We start from the raw sequence: 19,747 nt of genomic DNA on the forward strand, positions 1-19,747 counted from the left end.
CCACGTGATCCGTTCGCTGCTGGGCAACAACGTCCGCGTCAACAGCTATGCCCGGGTCGAAGACTCGATCGTCTTCGAGGGGGTCGACATCGGCCGGCATGCCAAGATTCGCCGCGCGATCATCGACAAGGGCGTGAGCATTCCGCAGGGCATCGAGATCGGTTACGACCTCGAACAAGACCGGGCCCGGGGATTCTCGATCAGCGACTCGGGCGTGATCGTGATCGCCAAGGCCGACGGGGTCGAGCACTTCCTCGAACCGGAAGCGGCGCAGCGCTAGCGGAGCCGGGGTAGATTTCGCCCCGAGGCGCAAAAAAAGCCCCCGGAAAGGCATGTCCCAGGGGGGCGGAGGACATCGAGCCTTTTCCGGGAGCGATTGGACGCTTTCTGGGGGGACTCGCGTGGGCCTCCCCTCCGGCGCCGGTTGGTCGCACGTTGTTCGGGACGTCCGCGGCAGTCGCGCCGCCGCGGCAGCGATCGGGTGCGGGCGAAACGAAGCGTACCACCGACGTCCTTGTCGGCGGCGAGGCTTCGTGGTCCGCAGGAAGGCAATCCACCTTCCCTGTGCAGACCCGCCCACGTGGTCGCTGATCGAAGTTCCCTGCTCGACAGGACCGCGGGAAAGAGACCACCGCTCGTCGGCGGCGCTCGCGCTGAGGTCCCTTCCCTGGGTCGTCCGAGTCGGCCTTCGATCTCGGTGTTTGTTCCTTGGGTCGCGGCGGCAGACGATCTTGCTGACCGCGTCGCCGCGATGCACGGCCCTCTTGGCTCGTGCGGGCGGGAGAATAGGGATTCGCCCCGCGAGGGTCAAGGGCGGTTCACCGCGAGAAATCGACCTGCCGGCACGGCCTGCGCGCGGAACGCAAAAACGCGGAATTCCTCGAAGAAAACCCCGCTGGCGCGCCCTCGCGGCGGACGAAAAATTGCTGCCGGCGCAGGCGGTTGTTACGCTAGCGAATGGTCTTTGTGCGCAGCGACCGTCGGTGCTGGCCGCTCGTGATGCCGTCGTCGCGGGGCCTGCTCTCCTCGGTCGACGTCGCTGCTGTTTGGGGCGCGTCATGTCGATCACCGTCCAATGCCCGGCGTGTGACGCCACGTTCCAGGTCAAGGAAAAGTATCGCGGGCGCTCGGGCGGTTGCCCGAAGTGCGGCGCGACGCTGTTGATCCCCGCGGAGCTCGACGAACCTCCTCGCCCGCCGAAGCGCGATAAGCAACGAGAAGGAGTCAGCGGCGTCTCGCTGATCGACGTCGACCTCATCCGCGGCCCAGGACGCGAGCCGAAGCCTCAACCGTCCAGCAACGCCGAGCCGAAATCGCAAAGTATCGACGCGCTGTTCAAACAGCCCCAGGGTCCCGCACCACTGCTCGAGGCGTTGCCCTCGCCCAAGCTGACCCAGGCCGAATCGCTGCGGCGGCAGCGGCTGGTGAAAAATTTCTCGATGGTGCTGCTCTGGCTGACGATCGGCGGCATCGCCGTGGTGCTCGGCGTGTACGGCAGCGTGCAACTGTTCGGTTGGGCCTATCGCACGATGCGGCTGGAATTGGGCCTGCCCGAACGCCCCGGTACGCAAACCAGCCAAACGCCGGCGCTCGAATCGAGCGACGCGGGCTTTCTACCGCTGCCCGCCGAGCACCCCCCGAATGTTTCGACCCGGGGCGCGGACAGGATGGTCACGGTCATCCGCCTGAACCGTCGTGCCGTGACGATCATGCGGCGCATGGTCGACGAGGCATCCGTCCGTCGCGAAGCGCCCGCGTTCGCGGCCACCTTGCAACAACTGGTCGAGTTCGGCAAGAACCTCGAACCGTCCGATCTGTCGAACGAAGAGCGCACGGCCCTCTGGGCGGCCTACGGCAAGCAGCTCCAGGAAGCGGTGAGTCGCTACGTGGCGGAATTTCAGCGCCTGCGCAGCTCGAGCGTGTTGAAGCCGTTGGTGGAAACCTACGTCAAGCCCGAGCTGGCCAGGCTCGGCGTGCAAGACGAATCGGTTCTTGGCCCGGCGAGCGACTCGCAGCCGCAAGTCGAGGCCAGCCGTCCGGCGCCCGCCCATGCTTCGGAGACGAGTCCCGCGCCGAAGGAGCGCGAGCCGGCGCCCGCACCATCCAAGCCGAAGATCGCTTCGATCGACGACGCGCTGGCCGCGTTGACCAATCGGAAAGCCGGCGCGAAGACCGAGTACCGCGAAGCGATCGATTTTTTGCGGACCGCGCCGCGCAACGAGCGGCGCGACGAACGCCTGGCGGCGCTGGACGCCTTCATGCTGACCGACAACGCGGCGGCTGAAGCGGCGTTTGAAGCCTGGGTCGAGTTGGCCGGACGCGATGCCGAGAAGCGGCTGATCGAACTCGCATACCTGGTCGACAACCGGCCGTTCGATCGGCAGCTACCGAACCTTCTGGCGCAGTATCCCAGCGCACATGCGTACGACGCCCTCGCGTTTATGCTCACCAAGTTCGACCTGGCCGAACGCGCGGCCGAGGCCTTGGTACGTTGCGGCGCAGCGGCCGAGGAGTCGGTCTGGAAGGCGCTTGTGCATCAGAGCTTCATTGTGCAGGAACACGCCATCGAGGTGCTGGGCCAGATCGGCACCAAGCGGTCGCTCAAGCGGCTCGAGGCCGTGGCCAAGTCGAATCAACTGGTCTACGATGAGGCCTTTGCCGCCGCCCAGGCGATCAAAGTGCGCGAAGGACTAGAAAAGTGAAGGGCTGAAGGATCGGGGAGTTGAACGTCCACGAACATTTCATGCAGTTGGCGCTCGAAGAAGCGCGCGCAGCGCTCGTGGAGAACGAGGTTCCGGTCGGAGCGGTGATCGTCCAGGAAGCGCGGCTGATTGCCGCGGCGCACAATCAGCGCGAGCAACTTCACGATCCGACGGCCCATGCCGAAATGATCGCCATCACCCAGGCCGCCGAGGCCCTGGGCTCCTGGCGGCTCGACGGCTGCACGCTGTACGTCACGCTCGAGCCGTGCCCCATGTGTGCCGGCGCCATCCTGCAGGCTCGACTGCCGATGGTCGTGTACGGGGCCCGCGATCCGAAGGCCGGCGCCGTGCACTCGCTCTACCAAATGCTCAGCGATCCGCGGCTGAATCATCGCACCCAGGCCACCGGCGACGTGCTCGCGGGCCCTTGCGGACAGTTGCTCAGCGAGTTCTTCCAGGCTCAGCGCAGACTGGGCAAGAAATAGCGGCGCGGCCCACCGGCGCGGGCCAGGGGCGTGCTTTGCTTGACAGCGCGCTTCTGCCGGCCACATAGTGGGCAGCGCACGACGGGTCGGCAACGCCACCAACGCCTTTCGGAGAGCGCAGCCATGAGTCGCATCTCGCGTCGCGGGTTCTTGCAAGCATCGACCGGGGCGGCCCTTGCCACTGCCGCCGGCGCCACGCTCGGGCAGCCGCGGGCCGCACGCGCCGTTTCGGCCAATGACAAGATCGTGCTCGGCGTGATCGGCCTGCGGGGACGCGGCAGCGCGCTGGCGCCCGATTTCGCCAAGCGGCCCGACTGCGAAGTGGCCTACGTCTGCGATTGCGACACCCAATGGCTCGGCCCGCGCGCCGCGGCGGTCGAGGCGGCACAAGGCCGGGCGCCGAAGCAGGAACAAGACTTCCGCCGGGTGCTCGACGACAAATCGGTCGACGCGGTCGTGCTGGCCACGCCCGACCATTGGCACGCGCTCGGCACGATCCTCGCCTGCCAGGCGGGCAAAGACGTCTACGTCGAAAAGCCCGCGAGCCATTCGCCCTGGGAAGGGCGCAAGATGGTCGAAGCGGCGCGCAAATACCAGCGCATCGTGCAGCTCGGCACGCAGAACCGCAGCGCCCCTTACAACCACAGCGCCAAGGAATACCTCGACTCGGGCAAGCTCGGGCGCATTCACTACGTCAAGGTCTTCAATCAAAAGTCGTGGTCCAATGTGCAGCCGGTCGACGACTCGGCGGTCCCCTCGACGCTCGACTATGACCTCTGGTGCGGCCCGGCGCCGCAGCTCAATTTCAACGCCAACTACGTCAACGCCTGGAACCACTTCTGGCGCTACTCGGGCGGTGACATCATCAACGACGGCGTGCACCAGATGGACCTGGCACGGTGGATGATTGACCGCGATTACCCGAAAAGCGTCTACTCGATCGGCGGGCGGTATGACGAGCCCGGTGCGCTCGAAACGCCCGACACGCAGACGGCGATCTTCGAATACGACCACTTGATCCTGGCGTTCGAGCTGACGCTGTACACGCCCTACATGATCAAGAGCGACATGGAATTGCGCAACAGCCAGGAGCTGTACCCCTACTGGCCGCAAAACGCCGAACGGATCGAGATCTACGGCAGCGAAGGACTCATGTACCTGGGCCGGCACGGGTGCGGCTGGCAGGTCTACGGCCGGCAACAGAAACGTCAGCCACAGGTCGTGGCCCAAGACAACGGGCCCTTCCCCGACCCGGAGCACAAGGAGAATTTCTGCCAGTCGATCCGCTCCCGCGAGCTGCCCAGCGCCGATATTGAAAAAGGGCACAAGAGCACGCTGCTGTGCCAGTTGGCCAACGTCAGCTTGCGGCTCGGCGGCGAAAAGCTGGTGGTCGATCCCCAGACGGAGACCTGCGTCGGCAACGACCGGGCCAACGCCCTGCTGAAGCGCGAATATCGCTCGCCGTGGATCGTGCCGGAGACCGTGTAGCGCGGTGCCGGCGGTCGGCAACTTGAGAAGTCCGGCGGGCCTAGGGGCTGGCCGGTGCCGGCTGCAGATGCTCGTCGAGCCACTGCCAGACCGCGGGATAGTCCTGCATGATGCCGGGCCACCAGGAGTGCCCGCCGCCGGGATGCACGATCAATTTCACCTCGCGCCCGGCCGCGGCGTATTTCTCCGCAAACACCTTCGACTGCTGCAAGGGCACCGTCAGGTCCTTGTCGCCGTGCAACAACAGCACCGGAGGATCGTCGGGCGAAATCTGCTCGATCGGCGAAATGGACCGCAACTGCGCCGGCAGGTCTTCGATCTTGCCGAACATCTCCTGGAACAATTTCGGACGCAGCTTTTCGATCGTCTTGTAGCCTTCGTCGCGGCCGAAGTTCACCAGGTCGGTCGGCGGAAACCAGGCGACGATGGCCTGCGTGCGGCTGCTTTCCCGCTCGATTTCGTCGGGATCGTCCGGGCGGCCGTCGTCGCCGGTGAGCCCGACCATCAGCGACAAGTGCCCGCCGGACGAACCGCTCGTAATCGCCAGCCGATCGGGCGCAACGCCATACCGGGCCGCATGATGGCGCACGAACCGCACGCTGCGGCGAATGTCGTCGACCATCTCGGGCACGAAATAGCGCGGGGCGCTGCCATGCCGGACGACGAACAACGTGTAGCCGCCTTGCAGCAGACCTTGCACCCAGTGCTCGCCCGTGCGGCGCTTGGTGTTCTCGGCCATGACGTTCGATTTGTCCGAGTGCCAACTGCCGCTGGCGACGAGGACCAGGCCCAATCCCTTGGGGTTTCGCTCGGGCGTCAGCACGTCGAGCGTCAGGCCCAGGCCATCCTTGTTGCCGTAGACGACGTCTTCGATGACCTGGTAGGGCACCGGCTCGATTTCGCCTTCCTCGTCGGCACGCGCCCAGCCCGGCAGGCTCCCCAGCAACAACACACAGCACACTCCCCAACCACGCAACTCGAGCACGAAACAGCTCCTCTCGGGTGATGTTCAACTTGATGCAGCGCCGCCGCGGTCGCGCGGACTCGCCTGGCGCGACGCTACGTCGGCAATCATGGCCACGCCATAATAACCTGCCGCGATCAGGGCCATGGCCGAGTAGGCCACCCAATGGCGCAGCAATTCGCCCCGGTCGGAGGGGCCGACGAGCACATTATAGAAGCTGAGCACGCCCACCAGGTGCAGCACGGCGATCGCGGCGGAGAGCACCTGATAGCCGGCCCCGATCCACAACGCCGGCCGCGACCCGCGAATCGTCAGCAACCCCAGGACAAAACACGGTACGTAAAATACGGCGATCACGGCCAACATGCCCAAGGCGATGTCGCGGCGCACGCCCGCTGTGGTCAGTCCACCGGCAAAGGCCACGACGCCGACGAGCGCGAGCATCGTTTGCAGCGCGGTGACCACGAGCATCGTCCAGCCGGCCTCGACGATGCGCCGCGGCCGTCGGGCCCATAGCAGCGCGCGCCGCGCCCAACCCGAGGGTCGGGCCAGCACGGGCTCTCCGCGCAGAAAGCGCCGCAGGTCCTCGGCCAGCTCGTGCGCCGTGGCATAGCGCCAGTGCGGCTCCTTGGCCATGGCCTTCAGGCAAATGCATTCCAGGTCGCGGAGCACGCGGTCGTTGAGCTGCCGGGGCGGCCGCGGTTCCTCGTGCAGCACCTGGTACAACTGCATCCGTACGTTGCCCTGAAAGGGCAGCGATCCGGTGAGCATCTGGTACAGCACCACGCCGATCGAGTAGACGTCCGCACGGGCATCGGCCGTTCCGCCGGCGCCGCGGGCCTGCTCGGGCGACATATACGCCGGCGTGCCGAATACCTGACCTTCGACGGTCACGGTCACTTCGCCCGCGTCGCGCTGCGCCAGACCAAAGTCGGTCACGTGCGGCGCGCCCGTCGCGTCGACCAGCACGTTCGACGGCTTGACGTCGCGGTGGACGATGCCGGCCTGATGCGCGGCGTGCAACACGTCGGCCAATTGGCTGGCCAGGTGCGCGCCCTCGCGGACGCTCGGCGGACGCTGCTCGATTCGCTCGGCCAGCGTTGGCCCGTCGACATAGTCGCTGACGATGTAAACCTGGGCACCATCGCGGCCCACTTCGTGCACGCCGACGATGCCCGGATGGTGTAATTGGGCGGCGGCGCGGGCCTCGCGCAGAAACCTCTCGGCGTCGTCGCCGGTGAGCAGCCCGCGCCGGGGAACCTTGATCGCCACCTGCCGGTCGAGCTGCGTATCGTGCGCGAGCCACACCTGGCCAAAGCGCCCGGCACCGAGCGGGCGCACCAGCCGAAAATGACCGATCATCGCGCCGGGTGCCAGTTCTGGCCCGGCCGCGTCGCCCAGCAGATTGAAGTGATTCGCGCACGCGGGGCAAGCCAGGTCGCGCAACGATTGGTCCACCACCACGTCGAGCGACTCGCGGCAATGCGGACAGCGGACGCGCAGCGGCGTAAGGTTCGATCGGTCGGCACTACGACGCGGATCGACCGTTGCGCAAAGCTCGTCCCAACCATCCGCGAGCACCACCTGGTCGTCGGGAAACCGCGCCAGGTATTCGGCCAACAGCGGCGTCTCGCCCGCGCCGCGACGGTAGGCGCAATCGAGCGCGACCAGTTCCCGCAGCAGGGCCGCGCGCTGATCGTCGCCGAGCGGCAGAAAGTCTTCGACCCGCGGCCTGGAGCCCGACTTCCAGGCGGCCTCGAATTGATCGCACAGCCGGTCGCCGCGCGTGTCGAGGCTCATGATGCGGTCGTGGATTGCCAGAGCCGGCGAATCAGTTGCACCTTGCGCACGATCGTCCGCGGAACACAGCCCAGCCGGGCGGCGATTTCCGTGTGCTCGTAGCCTTCCATCTTCAACAAGGCGATCTGCTGCAAGACCGGGTCGCCCAATTCGTCGAGCAGCCGCTGGAACGTCTCGGCCATTTCGGCCGCAAAGTCGGGCGACGGCAACGGGCTTTGCAACTCGCCTCCGGCGCTCGAACTGACCGCCACCGTGGCGCTCAACTCGCCGGGAAGTTCTTGCGCCGTGGGGCGGCGCTTCTGCCGCCGATCGTGACGATAACGGTTGGCCGCCTTGCGCGCGACGATCAACATCAACAGTCGCCAAAGTGCCTCGCGATCGGCGACGTAGGCAAACTTGCCGGCCTGCGCGCCTTGGCAGAGATCGAAAAAGGCGCTTTGCACGACGTCTTCTTCATCGGCCGGGGCCGAGTCGACGCCGGCCATTCGCTGTCGGGCCAAGCGCACGATCCGCGGCCCGTAGTGTTCCCACAGCCGGGTCGCCGCGTCTTCGTCGCCTTGCTCGAGGTCGCGAAACCAGAGGGTTACTGATCCGCTCGACACGCCGTCGCCCCTCTCGCAATGCAGGGATGAGCCGCCGCGAACGTTCGACCGCATACATCCCCATTTCGAGTATAGCCACGCGATTTCATCGGCGGCAACCAACGACCAGCGGGGGGATCGCAGCACCGTGCCCGGATCAATTCCAGGGTTTTTTCGCGGGGCTTGTCCTCTGGCACCCGCAAATCGTGATTGTAACCCAGGAGAGGGTTGCTGTTCCGCCTGGTCGACAGGAGTCTCGGTCCGGCGGTCGGGACAGGCAGCGACCCTTTCCTCTTTCTCCTCCTGACCACATGACCTTGCGCATGCGTGGTTTCGGGCGGGGAGATGCGGCGAGCTTCGCGCTTGCGCTCCGATTCGCGGGTCCGGGTTCAAATCAACAACGGTTCCTTGATGTCAGCTTTCGCCTTCCTGCCCGATGGGCCGTCGCTACGGCGGCGCACCTCGCCCTGGCTGCCGGTGTTGCTGGGTCTCGTTTCGCTGGGCGGTTCCCCGATGGCGCACGGCGCCATCATGCCGCCCTCGGCGGGCTACGGCGCGGCCGGATCGTTTGGGGTCGAAACGCAATCGTTCGTCAGCCCGCTCAACCGGAGCCAGGACGTCACGGTCTACTTGCCCACCGGCTCCAGCGGCCGGGTACCCGTGCTGTTTTTCGCCCATGGTTTCGACGGGGAGGAACTGGAGGGCTACGACGCGTTGATGCGCCACGAGGCCAGCCGCGGTTACGCCGTCGTGTTCGCACCCTACACCAACCTGGGCTCCGATCAGCTCCTGCGCTATGCCCAGATGTTTTCCGGATACAAGGAAGCGGTGCGGCGATTTGCCGATCGGCTCGATACCACGCGCGTCGGCTTCTTCGGCCATTCGCTGGGCGGCGGCGCCGTACCCACCCTGGCCCGGCAAGGCCTGGTCAACGAGCATTGGGGGAGCAACGGAGCTTTCCTGTACTCGATGGCTCCCTGGTACACGTACGGGCTGTCGCCGCAGGAGCTACGCTCGTTTCCGGCGCACACCAAGATGATCATGGAGATCTATGCCGACGACACGATCAACGATCACCGCATGGCCATCGATATCTTCAAGAACATCAACATCCCCAACTCGGAGAAAGACTTTCTGACCGTCTACTCCGACAGCCACCGCGGCGAGTCGCTCGTGGCCGATCACTTCACGCCGGGTTCGTTGACCAACAATGCCTTGGATTATTACGGCATCTACAAACCGCTCGACGCATTGGCCGATTACGCCTTTACCGGCAGCCTGGCGGCGAAGAGCGTGGCTCTCGGGGGCGGTACCAGTGCGCAGACTTATATGGGTAAGTTCGACGACGGCACTCCGGTGCGCCGCATGTCGGTGACCGACAATCCCGTGACCCTGCGCTCGCAATCGAGCTTTGTGTTCCCGTTCACCAGCCCATTCAATCCGCGGGTGTTGGCGGGCCCAAGCCAACTGTTCGGGGCCGAGTCGAGCCAACTCGTCGCCGTCCCGGAACCTTCGACCCAGGCGCTGGCGAGCGCCGCGGGAGCGGTGGGCGCGTGCTTGGCCTGGGCGCGGCGACGACGCCGGCAGGCGTAAGCGGGCACGCGACCAGCGCGGCCGGCTACTTGAAGCTGGCCAGATACTCGATCACGTCGAGGAATTCGCTCGGCGCCATGCCGGCCGGCAGGCCCTCGGGCATGCTGCTCTGCTTGAGGGTTTCGCGAACGTCGATGTCTTCGACCGCGACGGTGCGCGAATCCTTGCCGTCGAACAACGTGACTTCCTTGGGCGATTCGCTGACGAGCAAGCCTCGGATCACCTCGCCGTCGTTGGTCGCAATCTGGGTCGAGAGATACTTGGCCTCGACCTCGGCATTCGGGTCGATCAGCGATTCGATCAGCTTGACCCGGGTGCGCTTGGGGGCAGTCGTCGGCAGGTCGGGACCGAATTCACGCCCCTGGTCGCCAATCTTGTGGCAGGCCGTGCAGGTGCGCATGAACACCTCGCGACCATGATTGGCGTCGCCCTGCATGTCGGCCAGCGCCTGCATGGCCTTATTGCGCTCTTCTTCGCTGCGGCGCTCCGAACCGAGCAGCAAGCGCAGGTAGGGCACCGCCGCGCCGCCTTTGTTCGACTTGGCGATCAGGCCGGCCAACATCTCTTGGTTCTCCGGGTTGTCGGCGGCGAGCCGGCCCTTGAGAAACGCCTCGCGCCAGACTGCCTCGTTGGCCGCCAAGGCATGTTGCAGCGTGTATTTCGTCCAGTAGTCGAGCGGCTTGGCGGTCGCGGCCAGGATCGCGTCGACCGCTTCGGGGGTCGCGTAAAAGCTCAGCCCGCGCAGAGCCTCGGTCCGCACTCGGGGATGTTCGTCGAGGGCCATGCGGGCCAGCGTGTCGAATGCGCCGGGAACCTCGCCGCGCAGATCGGCGACGATTCGCACGGCCGCGGCCCGGGCCTCGAACCGCTTGGCCGACAGCACGGCTTCGAGCAATTCGGGATCGACCCGGTGAAAGCCTTCTTGGACCCAGAGCGCTTCGCAGCGGAGACGATCGTAATCGTCGGCCGCAGAATCGAGGCCCGCCACCCAACCGCGAACCGCGGCCAGCACCTGCTCCTCGGGTCGGGCCTGAAGCTCGACCCGCACCTGGTTGCGCGTGCGCCATTCATACGCCCGGAATTGCTCGAGCAATTCCGGAATGCTCTTGTCGGCCTGGGTGACCGGCTCCAGCAACGGCCGGGCCTTGTAGACCAGGCGGTAGATCCGCCCCCGCTGGTGGTCGCGGTTGGGATCGCGCTGCGAGTACTGCATGTGTCCGATCAAGGCGTTTGCCCAGTCGCCGAACCAGAGCGCGCCGTCGGGCCCCAATTGTGGATCGACCGGGCGGAAGTGTTTGTCGGTCGAGCGAATCAGGTCGCTGGGTTTGCCATCGATCGTGACGCGCGAGCCGGCGAAACCGGCGCCGTCGTCATGAATCTCGAACCGGGGAATGCCGTTGAGATTGATCACGCAGCCATAGATAAACTGCCGCTGCACGTCGTCGGGGAAATGCCTGGTAACGAGAAACTCGCTGCCGACGACCGGCCGGGTGCCCTGCGTGTCGAACACGGGCTTGAGACCCTCGCGGCCTCCGAATTGCGCGCCGGACAACGGTGTGTCCCAGTGCTGCACGGCCGTCGTGCCGTCGCCGACGATGCCTTGCCCCCATTCGTCGAAGATGTAGCACCAGGGGTTGCCATAGCCCGGCGTCACAAAGTGAGAAAGACGCTGCGAGCGCGGGTCGAGCACATAGGCGCCGGGCGTGCCGAAGTTGCGGAACGGTCCCCAGGGCGTTTCGACGGCCGTGCTCACGGCGACGCCTTCGTCCATGTGCAGCCGGTTGCCGTGATTCCACTCGAACGCGCCGATCGTGTGGTGCGTGTCGTCGGTGGCGAAACCGTCCAGGCCGTGAACCACCACGTCGGCGCGGTCATCGCCGTCGGTGTCTTGCAGCCAGTTGAGCCGCGGCTGGTCGACCACCAGCACGCCGCCGCGGAAAAAGGCAAATCCCGTGGGACAGTGCAGCTTGTCGTAAAAGATCGTGCTCTTGTCGGCCGTCCCGTCGCGGTCGGTGTCTTCGAGAATCACCAACTTGTCGGCCGGACGCGGGTCGCCCGGCTTCCACTGCGGATACGTCGGCATCGTCGACACCCACAGCCGGCCGCGGCTGTCGAAAGCCATCTGGACGGGCTTGGCCAACTCGGGAAACCGCCGTTCGTCCGCGAACAGCTTGATCTCGAACCCGTCGGGTACGGTGCACGACGAGATCAGCTCGTCGGGCGTCAGATAGCGCAGCTCTTCGGCCTCGGAGTAGTTCTGGCCCGGTTCGCCAAAGCGAGTCGTCGGCAAATACAGCTCGCCCGTCTGGCTGTCGTCGGGCACCTCGGGCACGGGTTTGCCCTCGGCGATGTACCAGACATAGCGGTCGCGGACAGCGGCCATATTGCGAATCTTGGCGTACTCGCGGGGAAAGGTCTCTTTATCCCAGGTGCGACGGCCACCGTAGACATACCAGCCGTTGAGCATGCGGTAGTCCTGCAGGTGCACCCACGACTTGTCGTTCACTGCGGCCCGGAGCCGGGCAAACTGCTCCGACGCGAGATCGGCCGCCGGCGCACCGCCGAACAAGGCATGATCGAGCAACAGCGCGATCTCCCGGTCGCCGGCTTCGTTCTGGTGAATGCCGTTGATCGTGTACTGCAATCCTGGCTCGGCGGTGAAGCGTGCGAGGGTCGGCGCGTAGAGGTCGACAAAGGCCAGTCCCCGCTCGGCCGCGACCTGGCCGACGGCGTCGGCGTAGAGCTTGAGCTGTTCGTTGTGCGCGCGGCCGTCGGGCAGCAGGCGCTCGCCCGGCGGTTCGAAAGCCACCGGCGAAATCAACACGAAGCGCGGTGCGGCGCCCGTGTCGTCGCGCGGGTAGGCCTTCGCATAGTCGTCGAGAAACCGGCCGTAGTCGGCCTTGAATTTCTCCACGCCGTCGGGACCTGCAAACGACTCGTTCCAGCCGAAGAAACAGAACATCGTGTCGGCGCCAAACGCCGCCACGGGATCGTCGATCAGCGTATAGTCGTTCGAGCGTTGGCGGATGGCGACTTCGTCGGCCGGCCGGGCAAAGTTGCGCACGACTAGCTCGCGCCGCGGAAAGCGGCTGTGCAGCAGAGACTCGAAGTAACCGTAGAGGTTCATCCGCTCGGCGGTCGAGTTACCGACCAGCGCAATCCGTTCACCTTCGACCACCTCGAGCGGCAAACGGCTGGGCGGCAGCGGATCGCGTGCCGGCCGGGGCTGACGCTTGAGCACCTCCTCCAGCGGAGGCAGGTTCTTTTCCGCGCCCGCCGCCGGGGACAGCGCCCCTGCGACGAGGCAAGCCAGGCATCCTCCGGTCAGCAACCAACGACCGATCTTCACCGCGCGCATGCGTGTTCGCCTCATCAACTCGGAGAATACTCCCCCCACGGTTCCGCCCCCGGAAGCCCCTCGACTTTAGCTGCCCGCGGGGGGACCCGCCAGCAGCCCGGCCGATCGCGATGAATTGCCAGCCCTGACCCGTGGCCGGTGCCTTGTCGGCGAGCCTCGCAGCTCTTACGCTCGCAGCGAAACGGACCTGCGCTGTCTCGTCGCGAGGAATTTCGTGATGTCTCGAAGTGTCATGCGGTGGTGGCTGTCCGGGATCGTGATGGGAGCCGTCTGGACGCTCGCCCCACACGCGGGCGCGGCCGACCAGCCGGACGTGCGGCCCAATATCGTGTTCATCCTGGTCGACGACCTGGGCTGGGCCGACCTGGGCTTCAGCGGCGCCGATCTGCACGAAACGCCGCGACTCGACCGGCTGGCAACCGCGAGCAAATGGTTCACATGTGCCTACGCGAGCGCGCCGGTTTGCACACCGACGCGGGCCGCGATCATGACCGGCAAACACCCGGCCCGCCTGCACATGACCATCTGGCGCGAGGCGATCGGGGATCAGGAGCGGGACCGGCGCCTGCTGCCGCCGGAGCCTGAGGCCGATTTGCCCTTGCGCGAAGTGACGCTGGCCGAGGCGCTCGGCGGGGCCGGATACGTCACCGCGCACGTCGGCAAATGGCACCTGGGCAGCGTGACGCATTTTCCCGAGGTGCAGGGTTTCGACATCCACCTGGCCGGCAATCACTGGGGCGCACCGGCCACGCATTTCTTTCCCTATCGCGGACCGGGCTTCGGCGAGCGGCGCTATGTGCCGGGACTGCCTTGGGGGCACGAGGGCGAGTACCTGGCCGATCGGCTGACCGACGAGGCGATCGAGATCATCCGCCGTGCGAAGGACCGCCCGTTCTTCCTCAATCTCTGGCACTACGGCGTGCACACACCGATCCAGGCCAAGGCCGACGACGTCGCACATTTCCAAGGCCGGGTCCGTCCCGAGCTGCACCACCGCAACGCGACTTACGCCGCGATGGTCAAGAACCTCGACGACAACGTCGGTCGCCTGCTCGACTGCCTGGACGAGTTGGGGCTCAGCGAGCGGACGATCGTCGTGTTCAGCTCGGACAATGGCGGCTACATCAATGCCCCCGCCAAACAGCCCAAGCAACCGGTGACGAACAATTTCCCGTTGCGCTCGGGCAAGGGCTCGTTGTACGAAGGCGGGATTCGCGTGCCGCTGCTCGTGCGCTGGCCCGCGCGCATTGCTCCCGGGCGCGACGCGACGCCGGTCGCTTCGGCCGATCTCTATCGCACGCTGCTCGACCTGACGGACACCCCGGCGAAGCTGGACGAAGCGCAACAGGCCGACGCCGTGAGCCTGGCGCCGCTGTTGACGGCCGCGGCAGACAAGTTGCCTGAGCGGACGCTGTACTGGCACTACCCGCACTACTACCCCACGTCGACTCCGGCCAGTGCTGTGCGCGAGGGAAATTGGAAGCTGATCGAATACTTCGAGGATCAGCGGACCGAGCTTTACAACCTGGCGGAAGACGAGGCCGAGCAGCACGACCTGGCGGGCGCGCAGCCCCAGCGCGCGGCCGAGCTGCGTGCCCGGCTTTCGGCCTGGCGCGAAGGCGTGGCCGCACAAACTCCACGGCCCAACCCCGGCTTCAAGAGTCCGTCGCCTTGATCAAACCGTGTTCGCGGGCAAACCGCGTCATTTCGGCGCGCGTCTTGATCCCCAGCTTTTCGCCGATCCGCGCGCGGTAGGTCTCGACCGTCTTCACGCTCAGGAACACGCGCTCGGCAATCTCCTGGTTCGTGTGCCCCTGGGCCAAGAGCGTCAGCACCTCGCGTTCGCGCAAGCTGAGCTTGGCCGCGGGCGAGGTGCCCGTCGCGGTGGACCCTTCGAAGGGCGTATTGGCGTCGTCGATGAACAAGTCGTGATCGACGTATGAGCCGCCGCCGCGGACCTCGCGAATGGCGGTTAGCAGCTCGGCGCTGTCGGCCCGCTTGACGACGAACGCCGCGGCCCCGGCGGCCATAGCGCGGCGGGCGTAGGCCGAGTCGTCGTGCATGGTCAATACGACCACGCGTGCCTGCGGCTGCGCGGCGTGCAGCCGGCGCAGGATGTGCTCGAACGATCCGCCCGGCATCGTCACGTCGAGCGTGATCACGTCGGGCACGAGTTCGCGCGCCAGGCGTTCGGCCTCGTCGCCCGTGGCCGCTTCGCCGACGACCTCCATATCGGGCTGCGCCGCCAGCAACAGCCGTAAACCGGCACGCAGGATGGCGTGATCGTCGGCGATCAGGACGCGAGTTTTAGGCGGGAGTGCTGATGCCACTGGGAATCTCGACCTCGATCAAAGTGCCACGCCCCGGCGCTGTCTGAAGTTGAAAACGCCCCTGCAAGCGTTCCGCGCGCTCACGCATGCCGGCCAGGCCCACGTGGTTGGCCTGATTCCTGGCAAGGACCGCCGGATCGAAACCGCGGCCGTCGTCCATGATACAGACTCGGATCATTTCTCCCTCGCCGCCGAGCTCGACGCTGGCGTGCTTGGCCGAGGCGTGCCGCTGGGTGTTGTTGAGCGCCTCTTGCACCAGCCGGTAAATGGCCGTTTCGACGTGCTCCGGCAGTCGCAGCCCGCCGGGGAGCTGGTTGTCGAGCTTGACGTCGATGCCGCTGTCGCGGCCCAGGTCGGTCACCAGCCGCTTGAGCGCCGCGGCCAGACCCAGCTCGTCGAGCACGATCGGCCGCAAGCCGCGCACCAGGCGGCGCACCTCTTCGAGCGTGGTGGCGGCGACCCGATGCAGGTTGTCGAGCTGCGCGGCCTGCTGGGGCAGGGCGTCGCGCACCTGCATCGCCGCCACTTGCAGGCCGAACGACAGCGACGTGAGCATCTGGCCGACGCCGTCGTGCAGCTCGTGCGCCACGGCGCGGCGCTCGCGCTCTTCGGCATTGGAAAGCTGATCGGCCAATTGCAGCCGGGCGGCGGTCGACTCGCGCAGCGCTTCTTCGGCACGCAGGCGCTCGCCGACTTCTTCCTGCAGATCGACATTCGCCTGGGTCAGGGCCTTGGTCCGCTCTTCGACGCGGCGTTCAAGCTCGTCGTTGGCCGCCTCCAAGGCCAGGGCCGCGGCGTCGCGCTCGCGGGCTTGCGCCTCGAAGCGCTGGGTGATCTGCAGACCGTAGTAGATCGCGCCGCCGATCATCACGAGCACCGCCAGCCCCAGCATGCGTTCGAGCGTCTCGAAACGCTCCGCCTCGGAAATCTGGTCGGCGAAATGCGCGTTCTGGATGCTGCCAATGCTGCTGACGATCTCGAACATCGCGTGATTGACGCGGGAATAGGCGCGATCGAGCAGCGCCATCTGTTCGCCGGCAGCGGAAGTACGCCCCAGGCTCAAGGCCTCGAAGATGGCGAACGACGCCGACTCCATCTCGGCCACGGCCTCGTGGGCCGTGCGCAATTGCGTGGTGATGGCCAGCGTTTCGCTTGCCGGGCGAAGCGCCAGCGCGTCGGCCACGACCGTCGATTGCTCGTGATACTCGCGTGCCGCTCGCCGCAGTTGGGTCTTGGCGTCGACCAGGTCGAACGTATGAAACACCTCGTTGCCGGGTCGATCGATTTCCCCGGCCAGGCTCGACAACATGGCCGCCTGGCGCTGAAGCGTTCCCCAGGTCTGATTTTCGCGTACGCTTTCGGCGTAGATCGTCGTCACGCGTTGATTGACGTAGAGGCTCACGCAAACGGTGAGCAAATCGAACGCGGCCAGCAAGTAATAGACGCGCTCGAGGCTCGGCCCCCTCTGCGCTGTGGAATCGTTGCTCATGTGCACAGGCCGCCGAGCGCCCGCCGGAGAATCGCTTGCTGGTGTGCATTTTTTAACCCGCGCGGTCGACAAGCGGCAAGCGCGGAAATGGTCGATGCGGCAGCCACCAGGGGCGGCCGTGTGCAAGCCCCCGCGGCGCGCGTTATGATCGACCCCAATTGAGATTCAGTCTCGTTAAGTGCCGGCTATGTTGCTTCGCCTACACATGCGCAGAACGATGGGTGGCGCGGCGGCGGCCTGGGTCATGGCCGGCTGGGCGACGCTGTCCGTACTGTCCGGCTCGGCCCTGGCGCAAGAGCGCACGCCGGAGGAACTCGAACGGCAGGCGCTGGCCATCTTGCAGGCCCGCTGCGTGGCCTGTCACGGCGAGTCCAAGCGCGAGTCGAGCCTCGATCTGCGCACCGCGGCCACGGCATTGCGCGGCGGCGAGTCGGGCCCGGCGATCGTACCGGGCAGCGCGCGCGAAAGTCCGTTGCATGCCCGAATCGCCGCGGGCGAGATGCCGCCCGACGGTCAGCCGGCGGTGACGCCCGACGAGCTGGCAGTCCTGGCGCGCTGGCTCGATACCGGCACCTTTACCGCGAACGACGACGCCGCGCGGCAAGCCTGGACCAGGCGGCTCGACCATTGGGCCTTTCAGCCGCCCCGGGAGCAGCAGCTGCCCGAGGCCGCGTCGCCGGAGGACACATCTCCCGTTCGGGATGCAATCGATGCGTTCGTGCTCGAGCGCCTAGCGCGCGAGGGCTTGGCGCCGGCGCCGCTGGCCGACAAGCGGCAACTGATCCGGCGCGCCTATTTCGACCTGATCGGGCTGCCGCCGCCTCCGGAGCGCGTCGAGCAGTTCGTGGCCGACGCCGACCCTCAGGCCTTTGCCCGCTTGATCGATGAACTCCTGGCCTCGCCCCAGTATGGCGAACGCTGGGGCCGCCATTGGCTCGACGTGGCGCGGTATGCCGACACCGGCGGCTTCGAAACCGACGTCTATTTCAAGAACGCCTGGCGCTATCGCGATTACGTCGTCAAGTCGTTCAACGACGACAAACCTTACGACTGCTTCGTGCAGGAGCAGATCGCCGGCGACGAGCTCTGGCCCGACAACCTTGAGCTGGAAGGCGCTTACGCCATGCCACCGGCCAAGGTCCGTCACCTCGAGGCGCTCGTCGGCACGGGCTTCTACGCGCTGGGACCCGAGATTCACGAATCGAACATGGACGGGGCCAAGCTGCGCTACGAGCGGCTGATCGATTGGGTCGACACGACGGCCGCGGCGTTTCTGGGGCTGACGTTTGCGTGTGCCCGCTGCCACGATCACAAATTCGATCCGTTCACGCAGGCCGACTACTTCGGCCTGCAGGCCGTGTTCGCCGGCAGTAAGGTGATCCAGACACCGATCGTCAACGGCATGGAGATTGCCGATCAGAAACAGCATTACCCGACGATCCTGGCGGTCGAGGAGGCGCGGCGGGCCTACCGGCTGTTCGAGCAGTCGCTGGCAGGGCGACAACCGACCGCCGCCGAAGAGCGCCGCCGCCAGGAGCTGCGCGACGCGATCAGCGCGGCCGTGCTGGCGATTCCGGAACGCGCGACTTCGACGCCCAGCACGCCGTTCGATGGGTTGTTGGAAGTGCCCACCGTCACGGTGCTGGGGCACGAACGGACGATGCTCGTGCCGGAAGTGCACGTGCTTGGCCGCGGCGAGCTGGCCCGGCCGAAACAGGTGGCCCCACCGCGGCTGCCCGCGGCGCTTGCCCAGGCGACCGGGGCGGCCGTCGATTTGCAGCCCGGCCAGGAGACGCGCAAGCAGCTCGCGCTGTGGCTCACCCGGCCCGACCATCCGCTCACCGCGCGGGTCATCGTGAACCGGGTCTGGGGCTGGCATTTCGGGCGCGGGCTGGTGAGCACGCCGAACGATTTTGGCCACATGGGCCAGCCCCCTTCCCATCCGGGCCTGCTCGACTGGCTGGCCCGGGATTTTGTCGTCGGCGGCTGGAGCATCAAGCGGCTGCACCGCGCGATCATGCTCTCGCGCACATATCGGCAATCGAGCGCGTTTGCCACATCGCAGCACCTGGCGACCGATCCCGACAACCGGCTGCTGTGGCGGATGAACCGTCGCCGGCTCGAAGGTGAAGCAATTTGGGACGCCCTGCACAGCGTGGCCGGAACGCTGAACCCGGCCCTGGGCGGCAAGCCCGTGATGCCGCCCCTGGTCAACGAAGAGCTGACCAACAAGGCGGCCTGGGTGGTGAACGCCGATCCGCAGCAGCACGTGCGCCGCGGACTCTACGTGATCGTGCGGCGCAGCTTCCGCTTTCCGCTGTTCGATATCTTCGACGCCCCGGTGAACGCCGTAAGCTGCGCGGGCCGCGATTGCTCGACCGTGGCGCCGCAGGCCTTGTGGCTGCTCAACAACCAGGTCGCGCAGCAGCAGTCGTGTCAACTGGCCGCGCGGCTGGTGCGCGAATCTGGCCCGAGCGACCCGGCCGCCTGGCTCGAGCGGGGCTGGCGGCTGGCCGTACAACGCGCGCCCTCCGAGGAAGAACGCAGCGAAACCTGGCGCCTGCTCGAAGCGCCGCTGCGCGATGCTGACACGTCGCTGCCGGCTGGCGAGTTGCCGGCCGAGCTGGCGCAACTGCCGCCGGCACAAGCGGCCGGCCTGATGGATTTCTGCCTGGCGCTGGTCAACCTGAACGAATTCCTGTTTATCGATTGACGGCCATGCCCACCAACCATCGACCGTGTGGACGACGAGCGCAAGCGCGCACGCGGCGCGAGTTCCTCTGCCAGGCGACGCTGGGATTCGGCGCGCTGGCCGCCGGCGAGCTGCTCGCGCGCGAAGCCGTGGGCGACGAGCCGTCGCGGGCCGCGAACCCGCTCGCCCCAAGGCAGCCGCCGCGCGCGGGCCAGGCCCGGCATGTGATCTTCATCTTCTTGACGGGCGGTCCCAGCCAGATCGA

Annotated in this window: 14 protein-coding genes; 8 read left to right on the forward strand and 6 right to left on the reverse strand. The window is 66.5% G+C overall.

Annotated features, from left to right (window positions below; translation table 11 throughout):
- The 4 genes from K1X74_22200 to K1X74_22215 all read left to right on the forward strand — a co-directional run.
- Window positions 1–280 (forward strand): glucose-1-phosphate adenylyltransferase (locus K1X74_22200; GenBank protein ID MBX7169064.1); only part of this gene is annotated, 280 nt, incomplete at its 5' end.
- 778 nt (window positions 281–1,058) lie between these two features.
- On the forward strand, window positions 1,059–2,702 hold the full coding sequence (locus K1X74_22205) for a hypothetical protein (GenBank protein ID MBX7169065.1): 1,644 nt from the start codon (window positions 1,059–1,061) through the stop codon (window positions 2,700–2,702).
- Window positions 2,703–2,743: 41 nt separating this feature from the next.
- Window positions 2,744–3,187 (forward strand): tRNA adenosine(34) deaminase TadA, encoded by a 444-nt coding sequence (gene tadA / locus K1X74_22210; GenBank protein MBX7169066.1) that lies wholly within the window; start codon window positions 2,744–2,746, stop codon window positions 3,185–3,187.
- A gap of 123 nt (window positions 3,188–3,310) precedes the next feature.
- Complete coding sequence (locus K1X74_22215) at window positions 3,311–4,675, forward strand: Gfo/Idh/MocA family oxidoreductase (protein ID MBX7169067.1); 1,365 nt, start codon at window positions 3,311–3,313, stop codon at window positions 4,673–4,675.
- A gap of 40 nt (window positions 4,676–4,715) precedes the next feature.
- Here K1X74_22215 and K1X74_22220 read toward each other — a convergent pair whose 3' ends face one another.
- Genes K1X74_22220 through K1X74_22230 form a run of 3 tightly spaced genes read right to left on the reverse strand, consistent with a single transcriptional unit; the run spans window position 4,716 to window position 8,041 of the window.
- Window positions 4,716–5,660 carry an alpha/beta hydrolase gene (locus K1X74_22220; GenBank protein ID MBX7169068.1) on the reverse strand — a complete coding sequence of 315 codons (945 nt, stop codon included), beginning with the start codon at window positions 5,658–5,660 and terminating at the stop codon, window positions 4,716–4,718.
- Between the two features lie 24 nt (window positions 5,661–5,684).
- The gene (locus K1X74_22225) at window positions 5,685–7,439 is read right to left on the reverse strand and encodes a serine/threonine protein kinase (GenBank protein ID MBX7169069.1); all 1,755 of its coding nucleotides are present in this window, start codon (window positions 7,437–7,439) and stop codon (window positions 5,685–5,687) included.
- Window positions 7,436–8,041, reverse strand: a complete 606-nt coding sequence (locus K1X74_22230) for a hypothetical protein (GenBank protein ID MBX7169070.1) — start codon at window positions 8,039–8,041, stop codon at window positions 7,436–7,438. Before K1X74_22230 ends, K1X74_22225 begins: the two co-directional genes overlap by 4 nt.
- Before the next feature lie 390 nt (window positions 8,042–8,431).
- Here K1X74_22230 and K1X74_22235 point away from each other — a divergent pair, with 390 nt between their 5' ends.
- Window positions 8,432–9,613, forward strand: coding sequence for a hypothetical protein (locus K1X74_22235; protein MBX7169071.1), 1,182 nt, complete (start codon window positions 8,432–8,434; stop codon window positions 9,611–9,613).
- A gap of 25 nt (window positions 9,614–9,638) precedes the next feature.
- Here the strand turns inward: K1X74_22235 and K1X74_22240 are convergent, their stop codons facing one another.
- The gene (locus K1X74_22240) at window positions 9,639–12,971 is read right to left on the reverse strand and encodes a HEAT repeat domain-containing protein (protein ID MBX7169072.1); all 3,333 of its coding nucleotides are present in this window, start codon (window positions 12,969–12,971) and stop codon (window positions 9,639–9,641) included.
- A gap of 217 nt (window positions 12,972–13,188) precedes the next feature.
- Between K1X74_22240 and K1X74_22245 the strand changes: the two genes are divergently transcribed.
- Window positions 13,189–14,646 (forward strand): sulfatase, encoded by a 1,458-nt coding sequence (locus K1X74_22245; protein ID MBX7169073.1) that lies wholly within the window; start codon window positions 13,189–13,191, stop codon window positions 14,644–14,646.
- On the opposite strand, the gene K1X74_22250 is transcribed toward K1X74_22245, so the two are convergent.
- Both K1X74_22250 and K1X74_22255 read right to left on the reverse strand, forming a co-directional pair.
- Window positions 14,627–15,301: a response regulator transcription factor gene (locus K1X74_22250; protein ID MBX7169074.1), complete on the reverse strand. Its 675-nt coding sequence runs from the start codon at window positions 15,299–15,301 to the stop codon at window positions 14,627–14,629. The genes K1X74_22245 and K1X74_22250 overlap by 20 nt on opposite strands.
- Window positions 15,279–16,790, reverse strand: coding sequence for a sensor histidine kinase (locus K1X74_22255; protein MBX7169075.1), 1,512 nt, complete (start codon window positions 16,788–16,790; stop codon window positions 15,279–15,281). Before K1X74_22255 ends, K1X74_22250 begins: the two co-directional genes overlap by 23 nt.
- Window positions 16,791–16,995: 205 nt before the next feature.
- Here K1X74_22255 and K1X74_22260 point away from each other — a divergent pair, with 205 nt between their 5' ends.
- Window positions 16,996–19,503, forward strand: coding sequence for a PSD1 and planctomycete cytochrome C domain-containing protein (locus K1X74_22260; protein ID MBX7169076.1), 2,508 nt, complete (start codon window positions 16,996–16,998; stop codon window positions 19,501–19,503).
- A 5-nt stretch (window positions 19,504–19,508) separates the two neighbouring features.
- Window positions 19,509–19,747, forward strand: a 239-nt coding sequence (locus K1X74_22265) for a hypothetical protein (protein ID MBX7169077.1), incomplete at its 3' end; no start/stop codon positions are given.

This window comes from Pirellulales bacterium (assembly GCA_019694435.1).
Lineage (GTDB): Bacteria > Planctomycetota > Planctomycetia > Pirellulales > JAEUIK01 > JAIBBZ01.

Coding starts and splice junctions, on each gene's coding strand:
- K1X74_22225 (MBX7169069.1), bottom strand. CDS start 7,439: ATGAGCCTCGACACGCGCGGCGACCGGCTGTGCGATCAATTCGAGGCC.
- tadA (MBX7169066.1), top strand. CDS start 2,744: ATGCAGTTGGCGCTCGAAGAAGCGCGCGCAGCGCTCGTGGAGAACGAG.
- K1X74_22260 (MBX7169076.1), top strand. CDS start 16,996: ATGCGCAGAACGATGGGTGGCGCGGCGGCGGCCTGGGTCATGGCCGGC.
- K1X74_22205 (MBX7169065.1), top strand. CDS start 1,059: ATGTCGATCACCGTCCAATGCCCGGCGTGTGACGCCACGTTCCAGGTC.
- K1X74_22245 (MBX7169073.1), top strand. CDS start 13,189: ATGTCTCGAAGTGTCATGCGGTGGTGGCTGTCCGGGATCGTGATGGGA.
- K1X74_22240 (MBX7169072.1), bottom strand. CDS start 12,971: ATGCGCGCGGTGAAGATCGGTCGTTGGTTGCTGACCGGAGGATGCCTG.
- K1X74_22255 (MBX7169075.1), bottom strand. CDS start 16,790: ATGAGCAACGATTCCACAGCGCAGAGGGGGCCGAGCCTCGAGCGCGTC.
- K1X74_22215 (MBX7169067.1), top strand. CDS start 3,311: ATGAGTCGCATCTCGCGTCGCGGGTTCTTGCAAGCATCGACCGGGGCG.
- K1X74_22235 (MBX7169071.1), top strand. CDS start 8,432: ATGTCAGCTTTCGCCTTCCTGCCCGATGGGCCGTCGCTACGGCGGCGC.